The sequence below is a fragment of the Candidatus Poriferisocius sp. genome, from assembly GCF_965219775.1.
In the GTDB taxonomy this organism is placed as follows: domain Bacteria; phylum Actinomycetota; class Acidimicrobiia; order Acidimicrobiales; family Bin134; genus Poriferisocius.
Genome location: NZ_OZ244793.1, coordinates 3006882 through 3023573, shown reverse-complemented (window position 1 = coordinate 3023573; position 16692 = coordinate 3006882). Strand labels below are relative to the sequence as shown.

The following is a 16692-nucleotide window of genomic DNA, read 5'->3' as shown; positions in this document are numbered from 1 at the left end:
CTCTGGTGATTGGTGGGGGCAATGCTTGGGGATTGGTTGGGGGGAGGATTGGCATGACGCTGGCCGATGCGGCGGTCCGGGACGGAGTACTGACGCCGACTCGCGCGGAGCTGGTGGAGCGCATGCGAGCACTCGGGCCGACGCTGGCGTCGCGTTCGTCGGACCACGACCGCCAGGCCTCGTTCCCCTACCAAAACTGGCACGACATGGCGGCGGCCGGGCTGTTGGGCGTCTGCATCCCCGAATCGGCCGGTGGCCTGGGCGGCGACTTCGTGGGCTACGCCCTGGTTTCGGAGGAGTTGGGACGCCACTGCGCGGCCACCGGCCTGACCTTCAACATGCACGTGGCCACCACCTTGCTGGTGGGCCAGATCGCCAACGACATGGAACTCGACCCGACCGAGCGCGCCCTGGTGCACCAACGGCGCAAGACCCTCTGGCAGGGCGTGGTGGAGCACGGCGTCATCCACAGCCAACCGTTCTCCGAGGGTACGGCCGCCGGGGCCACCGAGGGCTACGCCACCACCGCAGTACCGGTGGTCGGGGGGTACCGGGTGAGCGGACGCAAGATCTTCGCCTCGCTCAGCGGGGCGGCCCACATCCACAATGTCGTCGGCAAGGTGGCGGGCGATCCTCGGGTGCGCCTGCTGGGGGTGGACGCCACCGCCGACGGGGTGAGCATCGAGGGCGAATGGGACCCCTTGGGCATGCGGGCCACCGATTCCCGCAACCTGGTGCTGAACGACGTGTTCGTTCCCGAGGAACACGAGTGGATCCCGCCGGGGATGTTCGACCAGGCCGCCCGTCGCTGGCCTTACTTCTACATGACCCTGTCGTTCACCTACCTGGGGTTGATGCGGGCGATCATGGACGCCACGGCCGACTACCTCATCGGCGACCGGGGACCAACCGCCCGGCGCTCCCACCCCATCAAGCAACAGGGATGGGCCGAGATGAACCTGCTCTACGACCGGGCGCAGGCGCTGTGCTACCGGGTACTGGCCGAATCAGGGCCCGATCCCGCCCCGGCAGCGGTGCGGCGGGCCTGGAGTTCGATGGTGACCACCATGGAAGGGGCGCCCCAGTTGGCCTCGCTGGCCCTGCGGGTGTGCGGGGGCCGCTCGCTGTTGCGGCCATCCCCCCTGGAGCAGTACTACCGGGACGCCCGCTGCGGGGCCACCATGCTGCCCTGGAGCGTTGAGGTGTGTCTGGACCGCTTGGGGACCACCGGCCTGTTCCCCGAAGCCGAGACACCCCCGGCGTAGTGGTGTACCGCAAGAGGAGCGAGAGGGCCGGATGACCGAGAGCGCCTGGGTGAGCCGGTACGCCGAACAGTTTCGGGCGTGTGGGCTGACCGCCACCGAGACCGTGGTGGTGCTGTCGGAGACCCGCAGCCGCCCAGCCATCGTGCACACCGCTCGCCTCGCATTGGGCCAGTGCGGGGTGTCGCCGGTGGATGTGGTGGTGACCACACCCCCCAATCCCGGTCCGGTGCCCATCCGCTCCACGGGTGCCTCGGTGGCCTTGGCCGCCAACCGGGCGGCCCTGGGTGCGCTGACCAACGCCGATTTCATCGTGGACTGCACGGTCGAGGGGCTGCTCCACGCCCCGGAGTTGGGCCGGATTCTGGCCGGCGGGGCTCGCGTGCTGATGATCTCCAACGAGCACCCCGAGAACACCGAGCGGTGGCCGCACGACCCGGCCCTGGCCGATCGGGTGGCCACCGGGGTGGCCATGTTGGAGCAGGCTGCGGTCATGCATGTCTCCTCGGCGGCCGGCACCGATCTGACGGTGGACCTCACCGGCGCGGTCCGGGCCGGATCGCACGGGTGGTGTACCGAACCGGGGACCGTCGCCCATTGGCCCGGTGGGCTGGTTCTGGCCTTCCCGGCCGCAGCCTCGGTGAACGGCACCGTGGTGCTGGCACCCGGTGACGCCAACCTCACTTTCAAGGAGTACGTCCGCGATCAGGTCGCGCTCACCGTGGTCGACGACTACATCACCGACATCGGGGGCGACGGGGTGGACGCCGAGTTGTTCCGTGCCTACCTGGCCGCCTTCGAGGAGACCGAAGCCTACGCGGTGAGCCACGTCGGGTGGGGTATGAACACCTCGGCGCGGTGGGAGGCGATGGCCCTGTGGGACAAGGCCGACCACAACGGCACCGAGCTACGGGCCTTCGCCGGCAACTTCTTGTTTTCCACCGGCGCCAATGAGGTGGCCGGGCGATTCTGCCGGGGCCATTTCGACCTGCCGATGCGGGGTTGCACGGTGACGCTGGACGGCTCCCCGGTGGTGGAGGTGGGTGAGCTGGTGGCCGAACTCCGACCCTCCTGAGGGCCGGTTGACGGCACGAGCGCCAGTATGTATTTTTGATTTTGTATGCAAAGATCGTTTGTTCCCGAACGATCTTTGCCCTAAGGTTCGCGAAACCTGAAGCAGGAGGGGACTCGATGAGACTCACGTTCAAGACCGTGGTGGTGCTGCTGGCCGCATTTGCGTTGATCGTGGCGGCGTGTGGCAACGACGACGACGGGGGCGAGGTGGCTCCGGAACCGGCGGCCACCGACGCACCCGCTCCCGAGCCCACCGAGGCACCGGCGGCCACCGAGGCCCCCGCACCGGAGCCGGCCCCCATGGTCACCAGCGTCGACATCGACGCCTACTTGGCTGCCGACTTGGACAATTGCGAGGCCGCACCCACCGGCGATCCCATTCGGGTGGGCATGGCCATGGACTTCAGCGACGTGGTGGGGTTCGTGGACATCCCCGGCTCCAAGCTGGTGCCGTTCGTGGCCGACAAGATCAACTGCGCCGGCGGCATCAACGGCGCACCGGTGGAGGTTCGGGTGGCCGAGGTCGGCGAGGACGCCGTGCTGGCCGCCCAGGAACTGCTCGACTGGGGTGCCCATTTCCTCATCGGCCCCCCGTTCGCCGACTTCGCCCTGCCGATCCTGCAGACCACCGAGGGCCAAGTTCCGCTGTTCGTGGCCGCCTCCACCGAGCCGACCCTGGCCGACGCCTCGATCAACTCCTTCCTGGTCACGTTTGACGACTACGGCCAGTCGGAGGCGGCGGCCCAGTGGGCCTGGGACCAGGGCATCACCCGGGCGGTGGTGTTCACCGAGGGCGAGGGCATCCCGTACACCGGCGTGAACCCCGACGCCTTCAAGGCCAAGTTCGCCGAACTCGGCGGCGAGATCGTGGGCGAGCAGACGTACGTGTGGTTCGAGACCACCGACTTCTCGGCCCAGGTCAACGAAATTGCGGGCGACCTGGAGAACAACGAGGCCGTCTTCTCGGCCGCCCTCGCCTACCAGGTGACCGCCCTGCGGGGCCAGCTCGAGGGCCAGGGCCTCGACGGGCTCACCTACATCGGCACCGATGCCCTGGACGCCACCGGCATCCAGTTCGAGGACAACAACGAGGGCATCGCCCATACCCCCCACACCAGCATCACCCCCGGTGATCCCATCGACACCCTGCTGGCCGAGTACGAAGCGGTGAACGGCGAAGCGCTGGAGAGCCGGGGATTCATGGCCCTCTACGTGGACTCCCTGTTCTTGGGCATCCAGGGGATCTTGGATTGTGGCTGTGCCGACCCGGCCCAGATCGGGGCGGCTGTGGCCGAACTGGAGGGCTTCGAGGGCCTTTCCGGCGTGATCAGCTACGCCGGCACCAACGGGATCCCACCCAAGGCGGTGCCCATCAACCGCATCGTCGACGGCGAGGACACCCTGGTCGCCACCATCGGCGGCTAGCCCCGGTGGACGAAGTCTCGGGAGTGGGCTCGCCCCCCGACCAGGTGACGGGCCGGGGCGGTTGATCCCGTGCTCGAGGTCTCGGGGCTGACCACCCGCTACGGGGCCATCACCGCGCTGCGCGACGCCAACCTGCAGGTTGGGTCCGGGGAAGTCGTCGGCCTCATCGGACCCAACGGGGCGGGCAAGACCACCCTGCTGGGAACCATCGCCGGGCTGCTCGCTCCGGCGGCGGGCTCGGTGACCTTCGACGGCGAGGACATCACCGGGAGCACTCCCGAGAAGCTGCTGCGCTCGGGCCTGGCCCTGGTGCCCGAGCACCGACGGATCTTCGCCGACCTCACCGTCGAGGAGAACCTCAGGATCGGCGCCGTCACCGTGCCCGCCCCGCAACGCACCGCTCTTCTGGGTGAGATGTTCGAGCAGTTCCCCGTTCTCCGGAACAAGCGGGCCGTCTCGGCCGGCTACCTCTCGGGGGGCGAGTCGCAACAATTGGCCATCGCCCGGGCCCTGATGTCGCGACCCCGGCTGTTGATGATGGATGAACCGTCACTCGGCCTGGCCCCGGTTCTGGTGGATGTGGTGTTCGAGTTGATCCAAACACTGCGGCGGCGGGGCTGGACCCTGCTGGTGGTGGAGCAAAACGCCACCCGCATGTTGGAGGTGGCCGATCGGGCCTACGTGCTGCGAAGCGGCGAGGTGGTCGCCACCGGCACCGGCGCCGAACTGCGGCAGCGCACCGACCTGTTCGACACCTTCGTCGGAGGCGACCGGTGATCGAAGTCCTGCAGAACATCATCGACGGCCTGGGCCGGGGCAGCATCTACGCGCTGTTGGCTCTGGGAGTGGCGCTGGTGTTCGGGGTCATGCACCTGCTCAATTTCGCTCACGGAGAGATGATCACCGTGTCGGGCTTCGTGGCCTATTGGACGCTCAACCACGGCTGGTCCTGGTACCTGGTGGCCCCGCTCATCGTGGTGACCGCCATCGTCACCTCACTGGTCATCGAGCGGGTGGCGTTCAGCCGGGTGAGGGGCAGCTCCGACTTCACCTTGCTTCTGACCTCGTTCGGCGTCCACTTCGTGGTGTCGGCGGCGTTCATCCTCTACGTGTCGGCGTCGGTGAAGACGTTCTCCCGACCCGGTTGGGTGACCAACACCTACAGCATCGGGTCGCTGCACATCGAGGTGTACGACACGGTGGTGATCGGGGTGACGCTGGTGACCCTGCTGGGGACCACGTGGATTGTCCAGCGAACCATGTTCGGTCTGGCCCTGCGGGCCGCGGCGGCCGACTTCGACACCGCCCGGCTCATGGGGGTGCGCTCCGATTCGGTGATCCGAGGAGCGTTCGGGTTGGCCGGTTTGCTGGCCGGCATCGCCGGGGTGTTCTGGCTCATGCAGCGGGGCAGCACCACCCCGAGCGCGGGGATCACCCCCATGCTCAAAGGGGTGCTGGCCGCCCTCATCGGTGGCCTGGGCAGCCTCCGGGGAGCGGTGCTGGGGGGACTGGTGCTGGGCCTGGCCGAGGTGCTGCTGCGCACCCGGCTGCCCGATTCGGTGGCCGGCCTCACCGAGGGCGCGGTCTTCGTGCTGATCGCGCTGCTGTTCATCTTCCGGCCCGGCGGCTTGATCTCCGTGGCCCACGCCGAGCGGGTGTGATGACGGCGCCACCATCGACCACCAACGGGCCGGGCCGGCCGTTCCGGACTGGGGTATTCCCCAAGCCCGGTCGGGATATCGGGGGCCCGGTGCTGGGTGCAGGGCTCCTCTTCGGGGTGTTCGTGGCGGTGGGATTGCTCTACCAGAGCGGGTTCAGCGGCGCGGCCGAACGGCTGGTGACCGTAGCCCTGATCGACGCCATCATCGTGATCGGCATCCAGATCTACGTGGGCAACACCGGCGTGCTCTCGTTCGGACACATCGGCTTCGGGGCCATCGCGGGCTACACCTTCGCCGTGTTCGCCATCTCGCCCGCCGAGAAATTCAAACGCATCCCCGACGCCCCGCTCGGGCTCACCGACGTGGACGTGAGCACCTGGGCGGCGCTGGGGGTGGCCATCGGCGTCACGGGGGTGGTGGCGTTCATCGTCGGCATCGGCTTGGCCCGCTCCGGGGCGGAGTCGGGAGCGGTGGCGGCCACCGTCATCACCCTGGCGCTGCTGTTCGTCACCCACGAGGTGGCCCGCAACTGGCCCGAGATGACCGGAGGCGAGCGAGCCGGCCTGTTCTTCGGGGTCGGCGGCAAGCTGGACACCCGCGCCCCCATCTACCTGGCCCTGTTCGGGGCGCTGGTGCTCGCTCGCCTCTTCTCCCAAAGCCGCCGCGGCCGACTGGCCATCGCCGGGCGGGAGGACAATCTGGCCGCTCGGGCCATGGGCATCAATCCCATGGTGCAACAGATGATCGCGCTGTTGCTCTCGGTGGTCGTGGTGTCGGTGGGAGCCAGTCTTCGGGTGTACGAAACCGGCTCGATCCTGCCCGAGGACTTCTTCTTCAACTACACCCTGCTGGTGCTGGCCATGCTCATCGTGGGCGGACGCAACAGCGTGACCGGGGCGCTGGTCGGCGTGGCCATCATGACCGCGGGGCGGGAGCTCGCCCGAAGGCTGGGCCAGGAGGGCTTCGAGGTGTTCGGGCTGGGGCTGGACTCGGCCCCGCTGGACTGGGTCTTCCGGGAGAATCTCCAGACCATCTTCTTCGGGGTGTCGATGCTGGGATTCATGATCTGGCGTCCCAAGGGCCTCCTGGACGACTGGGAACTCGACCGGTGGCTCCTCCGGCGGTGCTCGCGGACCAAGGCCGCTCCTCCCGCCCCACAATCCGCCGAGCCGACAGCGAGTGAGTCGGTGCTGGAGGTCGAACACATCAGGGTGGCCTTCGGAGGATTCCAGGCCCTGACCGACGCCGGCTTCGAGGCCCGCAGCGGTGAGGTGGTGGGCATCATCGGCCCCAACGGCGCGGGCAAGACCACGCTGATCAACGTGATCACCGGCCTGGTGTCGGCCTCCACCGGTCAGGTACGGCTGAACGGGAAGGACCTGACGGGAGCGCCGTCGCACGAGATCGCCCGAGCCGGATTGGTCCGCACCTTCCAGAACCTGCGGCTCTTCGGGGCGCTGACCGTGGAGGAAAACGTGGAGGTCACCCGATTGGCCACCCAAGGACAACCCTCCCGCGGGCCCATCCCGGAAGTGGACACCCTCATTGCCGCCGCCGGCCTGTGGGAGCATCGTGAACGCCGGGCCTCCGAACTGGACTACGGCAACTCCCGGCGCCTCGAACTGGCCCGGGCAGCGGCGGCCCGCCCGGCATTCCTCCTGCTGGACGAACCCACGTCGGGGATGAGCGACACCGAGTCGCTGGCCATGGTCGAGCAAGTGCAGACCATGGCCAACCTGGTCGGCGCCGGGGTGGTGGTGATCGACCATGACCTGGACTTCATCATCGGCATCTGCGACCGCATCTACTGCCTCGACCGGGGCTCGGTGATCGCCACAGGCACCCCGGAGGAAATCCAGGCCCACCCCGCCGTGCAGGCCGCCTACCTGGGATCGTCGGCGTCATGACCGACCTGGCCGTAATTCCCGGCCCCGAGCCGGGCGCCACCCCGCTTCCTCGCCGCCGGGGCGCCTTGGCCGACGAGGTGGTGTCCTACATCCGCGGGCAAATCCTGGCCGGTGCATGGAAGCCGGGCACCAAGATCGATCAGGAGGCGGTGGCGGAGGCCTTGCAGGTCAGCCGGAGTCCGATCCGAGAGGCCCTGGTCATCCTCGGCCAGGAGGGCCTGCTCGAGGTGATTCCCCGGCGGGGCGCGGTGGTGGCCGATCTGACCCCGGAGGACATCGTCGACCACTACGAGCTCTTCGGGGTGGTGGCCGGACGGGCAGCCGCCATGGCCGCCACCACGTTGGACGAGGAGGAAATCGAACAACTCCGTGCCATCCACGACCGGTTCGTGGACGGAACCGACGATGACCTCTCGGCGCTGAACTGGGCCTTCCACCGCATCATCAACCGGTCCGCCCCCCGTCGCACGCGCTGGCTGCTGAGGCTGTTGGAGCGTTCCGTGCCGGCCGACTACTACGAGTTCACCGACGGCTGGAACGCCCAGGCAGTGGGCCATCATGCGGCCATCCTGGAAGCCATTGTCAGCCGCGACGCCGACCAGGCCCGGCGCCGCATGGAGCATCACCTGCATGAATCGGGCATGGCCGCGGTGGCCCACCTGCAACGTCAGGGATTCTGGGCGTCATGAACGGTCGGCGGCTTTCGCGCCGTTCGGGGACCTGGGTGAGCGTTTCCGTCGACCTGGCCGACCTGGGAAGGAGGGGTGAGTGAGCACCGGACCGGACGATTTCGAGGTGATCCGCGCCGAGGTCCGCCGACTGTGCGACAAGTTCGGCGCGGAGTACTGGCGGGGCCTGGAGCCCAGCGGGTACCCCGAGGAATTCGTGGACGAACTGACCGCCCACGGGTGGCTGGGTGCGCTGATCCCCGAGGAGTACGGAGGCGGAGGGCTGAGCCTGGCCGGGGCATCGGTCATCGTGGAGGAGATCTCGGCCGCGGGGGGTAACCCCAGTGCCTGCCACGCGCAGATGTACGTGATGGGCACGCTGTTGCGCCACGGCTCGGACCGGCAAAAGCAGCGGTATCTGCCCCAGGTGGCCGACGGGCGCAAGCGGCTGCAGGCCTTCGGGGTCACCGAACCCGCCGCCGGGTCGGAGACCACCGCCATTCGCACCCGGGCCGAGCGCGACGGCAACACCTGGCGGATCAACGGCCAGAAGATCTGGACCTCACGAGCCCTGTATTCCGACCTGATGATCCTGTTGGCCCGCACCGCTCCGGTGACCGAAACCGACCGGCGCACCGATGGGCTGTCGGTGTTTCTGATCGAGCTGCGCGACGACAACGGCGAACTGGTGCCGGGGCTCACCATCAAGCCCATTCCCACGATGATGAACCACAACACCACCGAGGTGTTCTTCGACGACGTGGTGGTGCCCGCCGATGCCCTGGTGGGCACCGATGGCCAAGGCTTTCGCCACATCCTCGACGGCATGAACGCCGAGCGGATCCTCATCGCCGCCGAGTGCATCGGCGACGGTCGGTTCTTCCTGGAGCGGGCCAGCAACTACGCCCGCCAACGGGAGGTGTTCGGACGACCCATCGGCATGAACCAGGGGGTGGCCTTCCCGTTGGCCCGGGCCTACGCCAACCTGGAGGCCGCCGATCTGATGCGGTGGAAGGCGGCCAACTTGTTCGACAACGGGGAACCGTGCGGACCCGAGGCCAACATGGCCAAGCTGTTGGCCTCGGAAGCGTCCTGGGAAGCCGCCAACGCGGCGATGGACACCCACGGCGGGTTCGGCTTTGCCGTGGAGTACGACATCGAGCGCAAGTTCCGGGAGACCCGGCTGTACCAAGTGGCCCCGGTCAACAACAATCTGGTGCTGGCCTTTGTCGCCCAGAAGTGCCTCGGCCTCCCCAAGAGCTACTGACATGGGTGCCGTGGTCCGCCGAGCCCCAAACGTCCCCGGTAGCGCCGGGTGCACAATCGCCGGCGCCTCCGCCCAAGTCCCCGCAACCATTCCGCCATCGCCAAGGAGTACCCATCATGGCTGACACCCCGAGCTTCGACGACTTCCACGCCGCCTGCCGCAAGGCCGAGGTCCACACCGTGGAGGTGGCCACTCCCGACACCCAGGGCCACCTGCGGGGCAAGCGGGTGCCGGTGGACCGCTTCTTCCGCACGACGGCCACCGACGGCCTCAACATCGCCGACGCCATCTTCACCTTCGACATGCAAAACGACCTGCCCGACCACCCCTTCATCAACATGGAATCGGGCTTCCTGGATTGCCGACTGGTACCCGACCCCTCCACCGCCCGCATCTTCTCCCACCGCCCCGGGTACGCCCTGGTGTTCTCCGACGCCTTCGATCCCCACGACCGGCCCCACCCCGCTGCCCCCCGGCACGTGCTGGCCGACCAGATCCAGCGGTGCCGCCAAGCCGGTCTGGATCCGGTGGTGGCCACCGAGCTGGAGTTCTACCTCTGCACCCCGGACTGGAAACCCGTTCAGGACCACATCCAGTACTCCTCGCTCACCGACGCCATGGGGGTGGAGGACTGCGTGGCCGAGATGCGCCACGCCCTCGGTGCGGCCGGCCTGGAGGTGGAGTCGTCCAACCCCGAATACGGCCCCGGCCAGATCGAGATCAACGTCGCCCACGCCGATGCCATGACCTGTGCCGACAACACCGTGTTGCTGAAGAGCATCGTGAAACAGGTGGCTGTGCGACACGGGATGCGAGCCACCTTCATGCCCAAGCTGTGGACCGAGCCGTCGGGGTCGGGCATGCACATTCACACCAGCCTCTCCGAGGACGGAAACAACGCCTTCGCCGACTCCGAGGGCGGTCCCAACCAGCTCATGGGGCATTGGGTCGCCGGGTTGACCGAGCATGCCGAAGCCATGACCCTGCTCGCCGCCCCCACCATCAACGGCCCCAAGCGCATCCGCCCCTACACCTTCGTGCCCACCCACGTGCATTGGGGCCTCGACAACCGCAGCATGATGTGCCGTTGCCTCTGCGAGGCCGGTTCGCCGGCCAACCGGGTGGAGCACCGTCTGGCCGGGGCCGACGCCAACCCCTACCTCATGATTGCCGCCATCTTGGCCGCGGGCCTCGACGGCATCGAACGCGCCCTGCCCCTTCCGCCCATGAGCGAAGGCGACATGTACGCCGACGCCGGTGACGCCCGGCCTTTGCCCACCGACCTGGCCGGGGCCATCGCTGCCTACCGGAACAGTCCGCTGGCCGAGATGCTGGGGGAGATGTTCTCCGCCGGGTTCCTCACGTTGGCCGACCACGAGCTGTCGCTGGCCGCCGAAAACGCACCCCACCCCGACGAGGTCAACGACTGGGAACGAGCCCGCTATGCCGACCACTGCTGATCTGAACGTCACCGAGCCCGGCCTCTACCTCCAGGGGATTCCCCATGACCGCTTTGCCGACCTGCGGGCCGCCGACGGTCTGAGGTGGCACCCCTACGAGGACGGGGGGTTCTGGGCCGTCACCCGCTACGCCGACGTCCGGGCCGTGTCCCGGAACCCGGAGGTGTACTCATCGGCCATCGGCCACACCAACCTGTGGGACTTGGAGGCCGACGCCCTGGAGGCCCGACGATCCCTGATCGACACCGACGCGCCCGACCACACCCGGCTGCGAAGGCTGGTGGCCGGGGCGTTCACTCCCAAGAACATCCGCCGATGGACCGACACCGTGCGGGACATCACCGGCGAATTGCTGGATCGGTTCGTGGCCGAGGGCGGGGGCGACTGGGTGGACATGGTGGCCGCTCCCCTGCCCATCCGGGTGATCTTGACCATGCTCGGTGTGCCGGTGGAGGACGCCGATTACCTGGTGGAGCTGTCCAACTACCTGGTGGAGGGTACCGGGGACACCCAGTCCATTCCCCCCGACGCCTTCGGCAACACCACCGAACTGCGCCTTCTGCCGTTCAACAGCCCGGCCAGCCACGCCCTGTTCGAGTACGGCGAGCAGATGAAGCGACTCCGGCGCGAGGACCCTCACGACGATCTGGTCACCCACCTGGTGCAGGCCGAGTTCGGGGGCGAGCGGCTCTCCCTGAGCGAATACCGCAACATGTTCCACCTGCTGGTGTTCGCAGGCAACGAGACCACCCGCACGGCCATCAGCCACGGCGCGATGGCCCTGGCCGCCCATCCCGACGAGTGGCAGCGGGTGCAGGACAACCCCTCGCTGGTCGAGCCCGCCACCGAGGAAATCCTGCGGTGGGCCACCCCGATCCTGCACATGCGGCGCACGGCCGCCACCGACACCGAGCTGGCCGGAACCCCGATCGCCGCGGGCGACAAAGTGGTCATGTGGTACGCCTCGGCCAACCGGGACGACGCCGTGTTCGACGAGCCGTTCCGCTTCGACGTGGGCCGGGCCAACCCCGACCACCTGGCCTTCGGCGGCGGCGGCCCCCACCTGTGCCTGGGCGCCTTCCTGGCCCGGCTGGAGGTGTCCGTATTGCTGGAGGAGATGGCCAAACGGTCGCTGTACCTGCAACAGACCTCGGAACCGGTGCGGGCCCGATCCAACTTCGTCCACGGGGTGCTCTCGGTGGGCATGCAACCGGCACCCCCCCGCTGATGGCCGGCCAAGCCGCGAAGCTCGGCGATGAGACGGTGCGGATGGCGGTGGACCAGGATCGATGCATCGGCGGCGGGCAATGCGAGATGCTCGAGCCCGAGGCCTTCGCCCTGGACGACGAGACGGTGGTTTCCTCGGTGATCGGCAACGGCCTGCTCCCCCGCCACCGGGCCGAGGTGGTGGTGGACCGCTGTCCCGGTCGGGCCATCACCATCATCGAAGACGAGGTGGTCAAGTGACCCCGAAGAAGACCGACGCCCACACGACCAACGGGAGGCTCTGATGGAGACCTACGACAACTGGATTGACGGGGGTTTCGCGCCCCCACCCGGCGGCCGACGCATGGCCACCGCCAACCCCTACACCGGCAAGCCCTGGGCCGAGGTGGCCGACGACCCCGCCGCGGTGGACGATGCCGTCCGGGCCGCCCGGCGAGCTTTTGCCGACGGCCCGTGGGCCACCATGGGCGGGGCCGAGCGCGCTCGGCTGATGCGCAGGCTGGGGGAGTTGCTCTCCCGGGAGGCCGAGCGGCTGGCCGGAGTGGAAACCACCGACAACGGCAAGATCATCCGCGAGACCTCGGCACAGGCCAGGGGCTTGCAGAGCTACTACGACTTCTTTGCCGGCATGGCCGACAAGATCGGGGGCGAGCAGCTTCCCAGCCCGTCACCCAACTTCCTGGTGTACACCGAACGGGAGCCGGTGGGGGTGGTGGGGGCCATCATCCCGTGGAACTCGCCGCTGGCCCTGTTGACCTGGAAGCTGGCCCCCCTGCTGGCCGCAGGCTGCACCGCAGTGGTCAAGCCCTCGGACATCACCCCGGTGACCGCGCTGTTGTTGGCCGAGCTGACCGCCGAGGCCGGATTCCCTCCGGGGGTGGTCAACGTGGTCACCGGCGGCGCAGAGGTGGGGGCCGCCATCAGCACCCACCCCGGCATCGACAAGATCACCTTCACCGGCGGAGGGGTCACCGCCAAGCACGTGGCTCGAGCGGCGGCCGACAACCTCACCCCCACGGTGATGGAGCTGGGGGGCAAGTCACCCCAGATCATCTTTCCCGACGCCGACCCCGAGGCCGCGGTCAACGGGCTGTTGGCGGGCATCTTCGCGGCCAGCGGTCAGACGTGCGTGGCCGGGTCCCGGGCGTACGTCCATCGAGACGTGGTCGAGGAGATCACCGCCCGGGTGGTGGAGCGAGCGGGCCACTTGGTGCTGGGCGATCCCTCCGACCCGGCCACCGAAATGGGTCCGGCGGCGTCGGACGCCCAGCGCGACCGCATCCTGGCCATGGTCGACCAGGCCCGCGCCGAAGGGGCGGTGGTGGCCGCCGGCGGCGTGGTCGACGAGCGGCTCGGCGGGCGGTTCGTGCGGCCCACGGTGATCACCGGGGTGACCAACCAGACCACCATCGTGCGCGAGGAGGTGTTCGGCCCGGTGCTGGCCGTGATGGCCTTCGAAAGCGAGGACGAGGCGGTCAAGCTGGCCAACGACAGCGACTACGGGCTGGCCGCCGGCATCTGGACCAGCGACATCCGCCGAGCCCACCGCATGGCCAAGGCGCTCCAGGTGGGCACGGTGTGGATCAACACCTACCGCAACGTGAGTTGGATGGCACCGTTCGGGGGCTTCAAGCAGTCGGGCTACGGGAAGGACAACGGTCTCGAGGCGCTCGACGGATTCCTCCAGACCAAGACGGTGTGGGTCGAACTCTCGGGGGCCACCCGGGACCCCTTCGTCATCGGCTGACCGATCGGCCTCACCGGCCCGAGGCGTTGGTGGTGACCACCCGCAGGAGCCGGGCCAGTTCCCCCTTCTCGGCGTCGCTCAGCCCCTCGCTCATCTCTCCCTCGAACCCGTTGAACGCCGGAAAGAGCCGCTCGATGGTGTCGAGCCCGGCGGGGGTCAAGCCCACCCGCACCCTCCGACGATCCGACGCCAGCCGGGTGCGCTGCACCAGATCCTGCTTCTCCAGGGTGGTCACCATGCCGGTCAACGTTCCCTTGGCCAGATCGCACTCCGACGCCAGCCGGGCCGTCTCCATCTCGCCCCACACCCACAGCACCCACAAGATGGTGAACCCACCCCACGACAGGTCGGCCTGGGCCAGCACTCCCCGTTCGGCCCGTCGGCGTACCGCCGTGGCCGCCCGATAGATATTGGAGATGGCCAGCAGCGAGGCGAAATCGAGGGGGTACTCGCCCAGCCGCTCCCGAATGTCGACCTCGGCGTCGAGCAGTCGTTCATCAGGCGTCGGGGCGGGGGGCATGGTCATCAGTGGGGTGGGTGGGCCGGTTCGGCGGTGCGGGCCAGCCTAGGTCATTTGGTACCGAACGAACACGGGCGGGCTAGATTTTGCCCATGGTCGAATACCGACGAATCCTGCTCAACGGCTACCCGTGCCGGGTGCGGCGCGACGGCAATGAGTTGGTGGCCGACGACGGGCGACGAGTGACCATCGACGAGGCGGCGCATCTGGCCCCGGTCAACCCCACCAAGATCATCTGCATCCATTTGAACTACCGAAGCCGGGTGGAAGAGTTCATGACCAAGCTGCCCCCGGCCCCCACCTACTTCCACAAGCCGATCACCGCCCTGTGCGGCCACCGCAGCGACGTGGTTCGCCCGGCGGGCTGTCAGTGGCTGAACTACGAAGGGGAAATCGCCATCGTCATCGGCAGGACCTGTCGAAACGTGTCTCCCGCCGAAGCAGGGGCCTTCATCGCCGGATATTCGGTGGCCAACGACTACGGCCTGCACGACTTTCGCGACACCGACGCCGGTTCCATGTTGCGGGTGAAGGGCAGCGACACGTTGTGCCCGGTCGGCCCCGGACTGGTGACCGACTGGGACTTCCGCCACAAGCGCATCCGGACCATCGTCAACGGTGAGGTGCGACAGGACGCCTCCACCGAGGAGATGGAATGGGACATGCATTACATCGTGGCCGACATCGCCCGGACCATCACCCTGGTACCCGGCGACATCTTGTTGTCGGGCACCCCGGCCAATTCCCGCCCGGTCCAACCGGGCGACGTGGTGACGGTGGCGGTTGAGGGCCTGGGCGAGCTGACCAACACCATCGTGGCCGGGCCCACCGCCATCCGCACCGACGTGGGTGCCCAACCGTCGGGCTCCGAGGAGGTGCGGTCCACCGCGTTGGGCGGGGACTGGGAGTTTCGGGGCATCCGGGCACCGAAGGGACCCGGCGCCCAGCACTACGAGTCCACTCTGGAAGAAGACTGAGGAAGGCTGAGGCCATGACCCGTCAGGTGGTCGAAGGCGTCTCGGTGCCCACCGACCACTTCATCGGTGGCCGGTGGGTGTCGTCGCCCCGACGGTTCGAGACCCGCTCGCCGATCGGCTGGGAGTTGCTGGCCGAGGTCGCCCGGGGAGACGCCGACACGGCGGCCGCAGCGGTGGGGGCGGCGGTCGAAAGTTTCGCCGCGTGGAGCGCCATGAGCATCGGGGACCGGGCCGGCGTGCTGCACCGATTGGCCGACCTCATCGAGGCCCACACCGACGAGATCGCCCGGGTGGAGACCCGGGACATGGGGTTCCTCTTCGAGTCCATGAAGCAACGGCTGGTGGCCCGGGGGGCTCTCAACTTCCGGACCTACGCCGACCTGATGGTCGGCCACCGGAACCGCACCTGGGACGCCAAGAACATGTGGAACCAAGTGCAGCGTCAACCGGCGGGGCCGGCCGTGGTGATCACCCCCTGGAACGCGCCCTTCATGCTCAGCACCTGGAAGCTGGCTCCGGCGCTGGCCGCGGGCAACAGCGTCATCCACAAGCCGGCGGAGTGGTCACCGCTCACCGCCGGGTTGCTGGCCGAGCTCACCGTGGAGGCCGGCTTTCCCCCCGGGGCCTACAACGTGGTGCAGGGCGTGGGCAGCGAGGTGGGCGCCGCCCTGGTGGCCGACCCCCGGGTGCGGCGCATCTCGTTCACCGGGTCACCGGACACCGCCCGCACCATCGGCCAGGCGGCGGCCACCAACATCGTGCCGTTCACCGCCGAGTTGGGGGGCAAGGGGGCCTTCCTGGTCTTCGCCGACGCCGATCTGGACGCGGCCGCTCACCGGGCCGCGTGGCAGTACGACGACTCCGGACAGGTGTGCTTGGCCGGTACCCGCCTGCTGGTGGCCGCCGAGGTTCGTGACGAGTTCCTGACGCGATTCCATCAACACGCCGACGCCCTGGTGTTGGGCGACCCCCGCGATCCCACCACCGACATTGCCCCCCTGGTTCATCCCGATCACCGTGACCGGGTTCACGGATTCGTTGAGCGGGCCCGGGCGGCGGGCGACGTCATCGTCCGGGGGGGCCGGCCGGTGACGGGCAGCCTTCACTACGAGCCGACCCTCATCGAGCCGGCGTCCAACCTGAGCGAGGTGGTCCAACGGGAGATCTTCGGGCCGGTGCTCACACTCCAGTCCTTCGCCGATGAGGCCGAGGCCATCGCCCTGGCCAACAGCACGCCCTACGGCCTGTCGGCCCAGATCTGGACGTCGTCGCGCCTGCGGGCCGAGCGGGTGGGCGCGGCCGTTCGAGCTGGGCTGGTGTGGGTCAACACGTTCCTGGTCCGTGACCTCACCGCCCCCTTCGGCGGCTGCGGCATATCGGGCATCGGGCGGGAGGGGGGCGACTACGCCCTCGACTTCCACAGCGACCTCAAGACGCTGATGATCCTGGACGACTCGACGGAGTGACGGCCTGTCGGCCGCCTATCAAGGGGTTCTC

The 16692-nt window shown here is 68.5% G+C and carries 15 protein-coding genes; 14 read left to right on the top strand and 1 reads right to left on the bottom strand.

Annotation, left to right across the window (positions count from 1 at the left end; genetic code table 11):
* Nucleotides 1–53 precede the first annotated feature (53 nt).
* The 12 genes from ACOQPQ_RS13665 to ACOQPQ_RS13610 all read left to right on the top strand — a co-directional run bounded on the left by ACOQPQ_RS13665 (nucleotide 54) and on the right by ACOQPQ_RS13610 (nucleotide 13698).
* Entirely contained in the window at nucleotides 54–1265 is a 1212-nt protein-coding gene (locus ACOQPQ_RS13665) for an acyl-CoA dehydrogenase family protein (RefSeq protein ID WP_420639966.1), read from the top strand.
* Nucleotides 1266–1296: 31 nt separating this feature from the next.
* Complete coding sequence (locus ACOQPQ_RS13660; protein ID WP_420639965.1) at nucleotides 1297–2337, top strand: peptidase M29; 1041 nt, start codon at nucleotides 1297–1299, stop codon at nucleotides 2335–2337.
* A gap of 116 nt (nucleotides 2338–2453) precedes the next feature.
* On the top strand, nucleotides 2454–3761 hold the full coding sequence (locus ACOQPQ_RS13655) for an ABC transporter substrate-binding protein (RefSeq protein ID WP_420639964.1): 1308 nt from the start codon (nucleotides 2454–2456) through the stop codon (nucleotides 3759–3761).
* A 69-nt stretch (nucleotides 3762–3830) separates the two neighbouring features.
* Complete coding sequence (locus ACOQPQ_RS13650) at nucleotides 3831–4538, top strand: ABC transporter ATP-binding protein (protein WP_420639963.1); 708 nt, start codon at nucleotides 3831–3833, stop codon at nucleotides 4536–4538.
* The gene (locus ACOQPQ_RS13645; RefSeq protein WP_420639962.1) at nucleotides 4535–5422 is read left to right on the top strand and encodes a branched-chain amino acid ABC transporter permease; all 888 of its coding nucleotides are present in this window, start codon (nucleotides 4535–4537) and stop codon (nucleotides 5420–5422) included. The genes ACOQPQ_RS13650 and ACOQPQ_RS13645 overlap by 4 nt, the downstream gene beginning before the upstream one ends.
* 89 nt (nucleotides 5423–5511) lie before the next feature.
* The gene (locus tag ACOQPQ_RS13640) at nucleotides 5512–7329 is read left to right on the top strand and encodes an ATP-binding cassette domain-containing protein (protein ID WP_420639961.1); all 1818 of its coding nucleotides are present in this window, start codon (nucleotides 5512–5514) and stop codon (nucleotides 7327–7329) included.
* Nucleotides 7326–8018, top strand: a complete 693-nt coding sequence (locus ACOQPQ_RS13635; RefSeq protein WP_420639960.1) for a GntR family transcriptional regulator — start codon at nucleotides 7326–7328, stop codon at nucleotides 8016–8018. Before ACOQPQ_RS13640 ends, ACOQPQ_RS13635 begins: the two co-directional genes overlap by 4 nt.
* A gap of 79 nt (nucleotides 8019–8097) precedes the next feature.
* Entirely contained in the window at nucleotides 8098–9264 is a 1167-nt protein-coding gene (locus ACOQPQ_RS13630; RefSeq protein ID WP_420639959.1) for an acyl-CoA dehydrogenase family protein, read from the top strand.
* Between the two features lie 116 nt (nucleotides 9265–9380).
* Nucleotides 9381–10724, top strand: a complete 1344-nt coding sequence (locus ACOQPQ_RS13625) for a glutamine synthetase family protein (protein ID WP_420639958.1) — start codon at nucleotides 9381–9383, stop codon at nucleotides 10722–10724.
* Complete coding sequence (locus ACOQPQ_RS13620) at nucleotides 10708–11952, top strand: cytochrome P450 (RefSeq protein WP_420639957.1); 1245 nt, start codon at nucleotides 10708–10710, stop codon at nucleotides 11950–11952. Before ACOQPQ_RS13625 ends, ACOQPQ_RS13620 begins: the two co-directional genes overlap by 17 nt.
* Nucleotides 11952–12191 (top strand): ferredoxin, encoded by a 240-nt coding sequence (locus ACOQPQ_RS13615; protein WP_420639956.1) that lies wholly within the window; start codon nucleotides 11952–11954, stop codon nucleotides 12189–12191. The genes ACOQPQ_RS13620 and ACOQPQ_RS13615 overlap by 1 nt, the downstream gene beginning before the upstream one ends.
* Nucleotides 12192–12234: 43 nt before the next feature.
* Nucleotides 12235–13698 (top strand): aldehyde dehydrogenase, encoded by a 1464-nt coding sequence (locus ACOQPQ_RS13610; protein ID WP_420639955.1) that lies wholly within the window; start codon nucleotides 12235–12237, stop codon nucleotides 13696–13698.
* A gap of 10 nt (nucleotides 13699–13708) precedes the next feature.
* On the opposite strand, the gene ACOQPQ_RS13605 is transcribed toward ACOQPQ_RS13610, so the two are convergent.
* Nucleotides 13709–14224 carry a MarR family winged helix-turn-helix transcriptional regulator gene (locus ACOQPQ_RS13605; protein ID WP_420639954.1) on the bottom strand — a complete coding sequence of 172 codons (516 nt, stop codon included), beginning with the start codon at nucleotides 14222–14224 and terminating at the stop codon, nucleotides 13709–13711.
* 86 nt (nucleotides 14225–14310) lie between these two features.
* Between ACOQPQ_RS13605 and ACOQPQ_RS13600 the strand changes: the two genes are divergently transcribed.
* The gene (locus ACOQPQ_RS13600) at nucleotides 14311–15195 is read left to right on the top strand and encodes a fumarylacetoacetate hydrolase family protein (protein WP_420639953.1); all 885 of its coding nucleotides are present in this window, start codon (nucleotides 14311–14313) and stop codon (nucleotides 15193–15195) included.
* A 14-nt stretch (nucleotides 15196–15209) separates the two neighbouring features.
* Nucleotides 15210–16661 (top strand): aldehyde dehydrogenase family protein, encoded by a 1452-nt coding sequence (locus ACOQPQ_RS13595; RefSeq protein ID WP_420639952.1) that lies wholly within the window; start codon nucleotides 15210–15212, stop codon nucleotides 16659–16661.
* The last annotated feature ends 31 nt before the right edge of the window (nucleotides 16662–16692 follow it).

Bases quoted from the DNA above. Each gene is read 5' to 3' on its own strand.
- ACOQPQ_RS13665 (WP_420639966.1), top strand. From the start codon at position 54: ATGACGCTGGCCGATGCGGCGGTCCGGGACGGAGTACTGACGCCGACT.
- ACOQPQ_RS13660 (WP_420639965.1), top strand. From the start codon at position 1,297: ATGACCGAGAGCGCCTGGGTGAGCCGGTACGCCGAACAGTTTCGGGCG.
- ACOQPQ_RS13655 (WP_420639964.1), top strand. From the start codon at position 2,454: ATGAGACTCACGTTCAAGACCGTGGTGGTGCTGCTGGCCGCATTTGCG.
- ACOQPQ_RS13635 (WP_420639960.1), top strand. From the start codon at position 7,326: ATGACCGACCTGGCCGTAATTCCCGGCCCCGAGCCGGGCGCCACCCCG.
- ACOQPQ_RS13625 (WP_420639958.1), top strand. From the start codon at position 9,381: ATGGCTGACACCCCGAGCTTCGACGACTTCCACGCCGCCTGCCGCAAG.
- ACOQPQ_RS13620 (WP_420639957.1), top strand. From the start codon at position 10,708: ATGCCGACCACTGCTGATCTGAACGTCACCGAGCCCGGCCTCTACCTC.
- ACOQPQ_RS13615 (WP_420639956.1), top strand. From the start codon at position 11,952: ATGGCCGGCCAAGCCGCGAAGCTCGGCGATGAGACGGTGCGGATGGCG.
- ACOQPQ_RS13610 (WP_420639955.1), top strand. From the start codon at position 12,235: ATGGAGACCTACGACAACTGGATTGACGGGGGTTTCGCGCCCCCACCC.
- ACOQPQ_RS13605 (WP_420639954.1), bottom strand. From the start codon at position 14,224: ATGACCATGCCCCCCGCCCCGACGCCTGATGAACGACTGCTCGACGCC.
- ACOQPQ_RS13600 (WP_420639953.1), top strand. From the start codon at position 14,311: ATGGTCGAATACCGACGAATCCTGCTCAACGGCTACCCGTGCCGGGTG.
- ACOQPQ_RS13595 (WP_420639952.1), top strand. From the start codon at position 15,210: ATGACCCGTCAGGTGGTCGAAGGCGTCTCGGTGCCCACCGACCACTTC.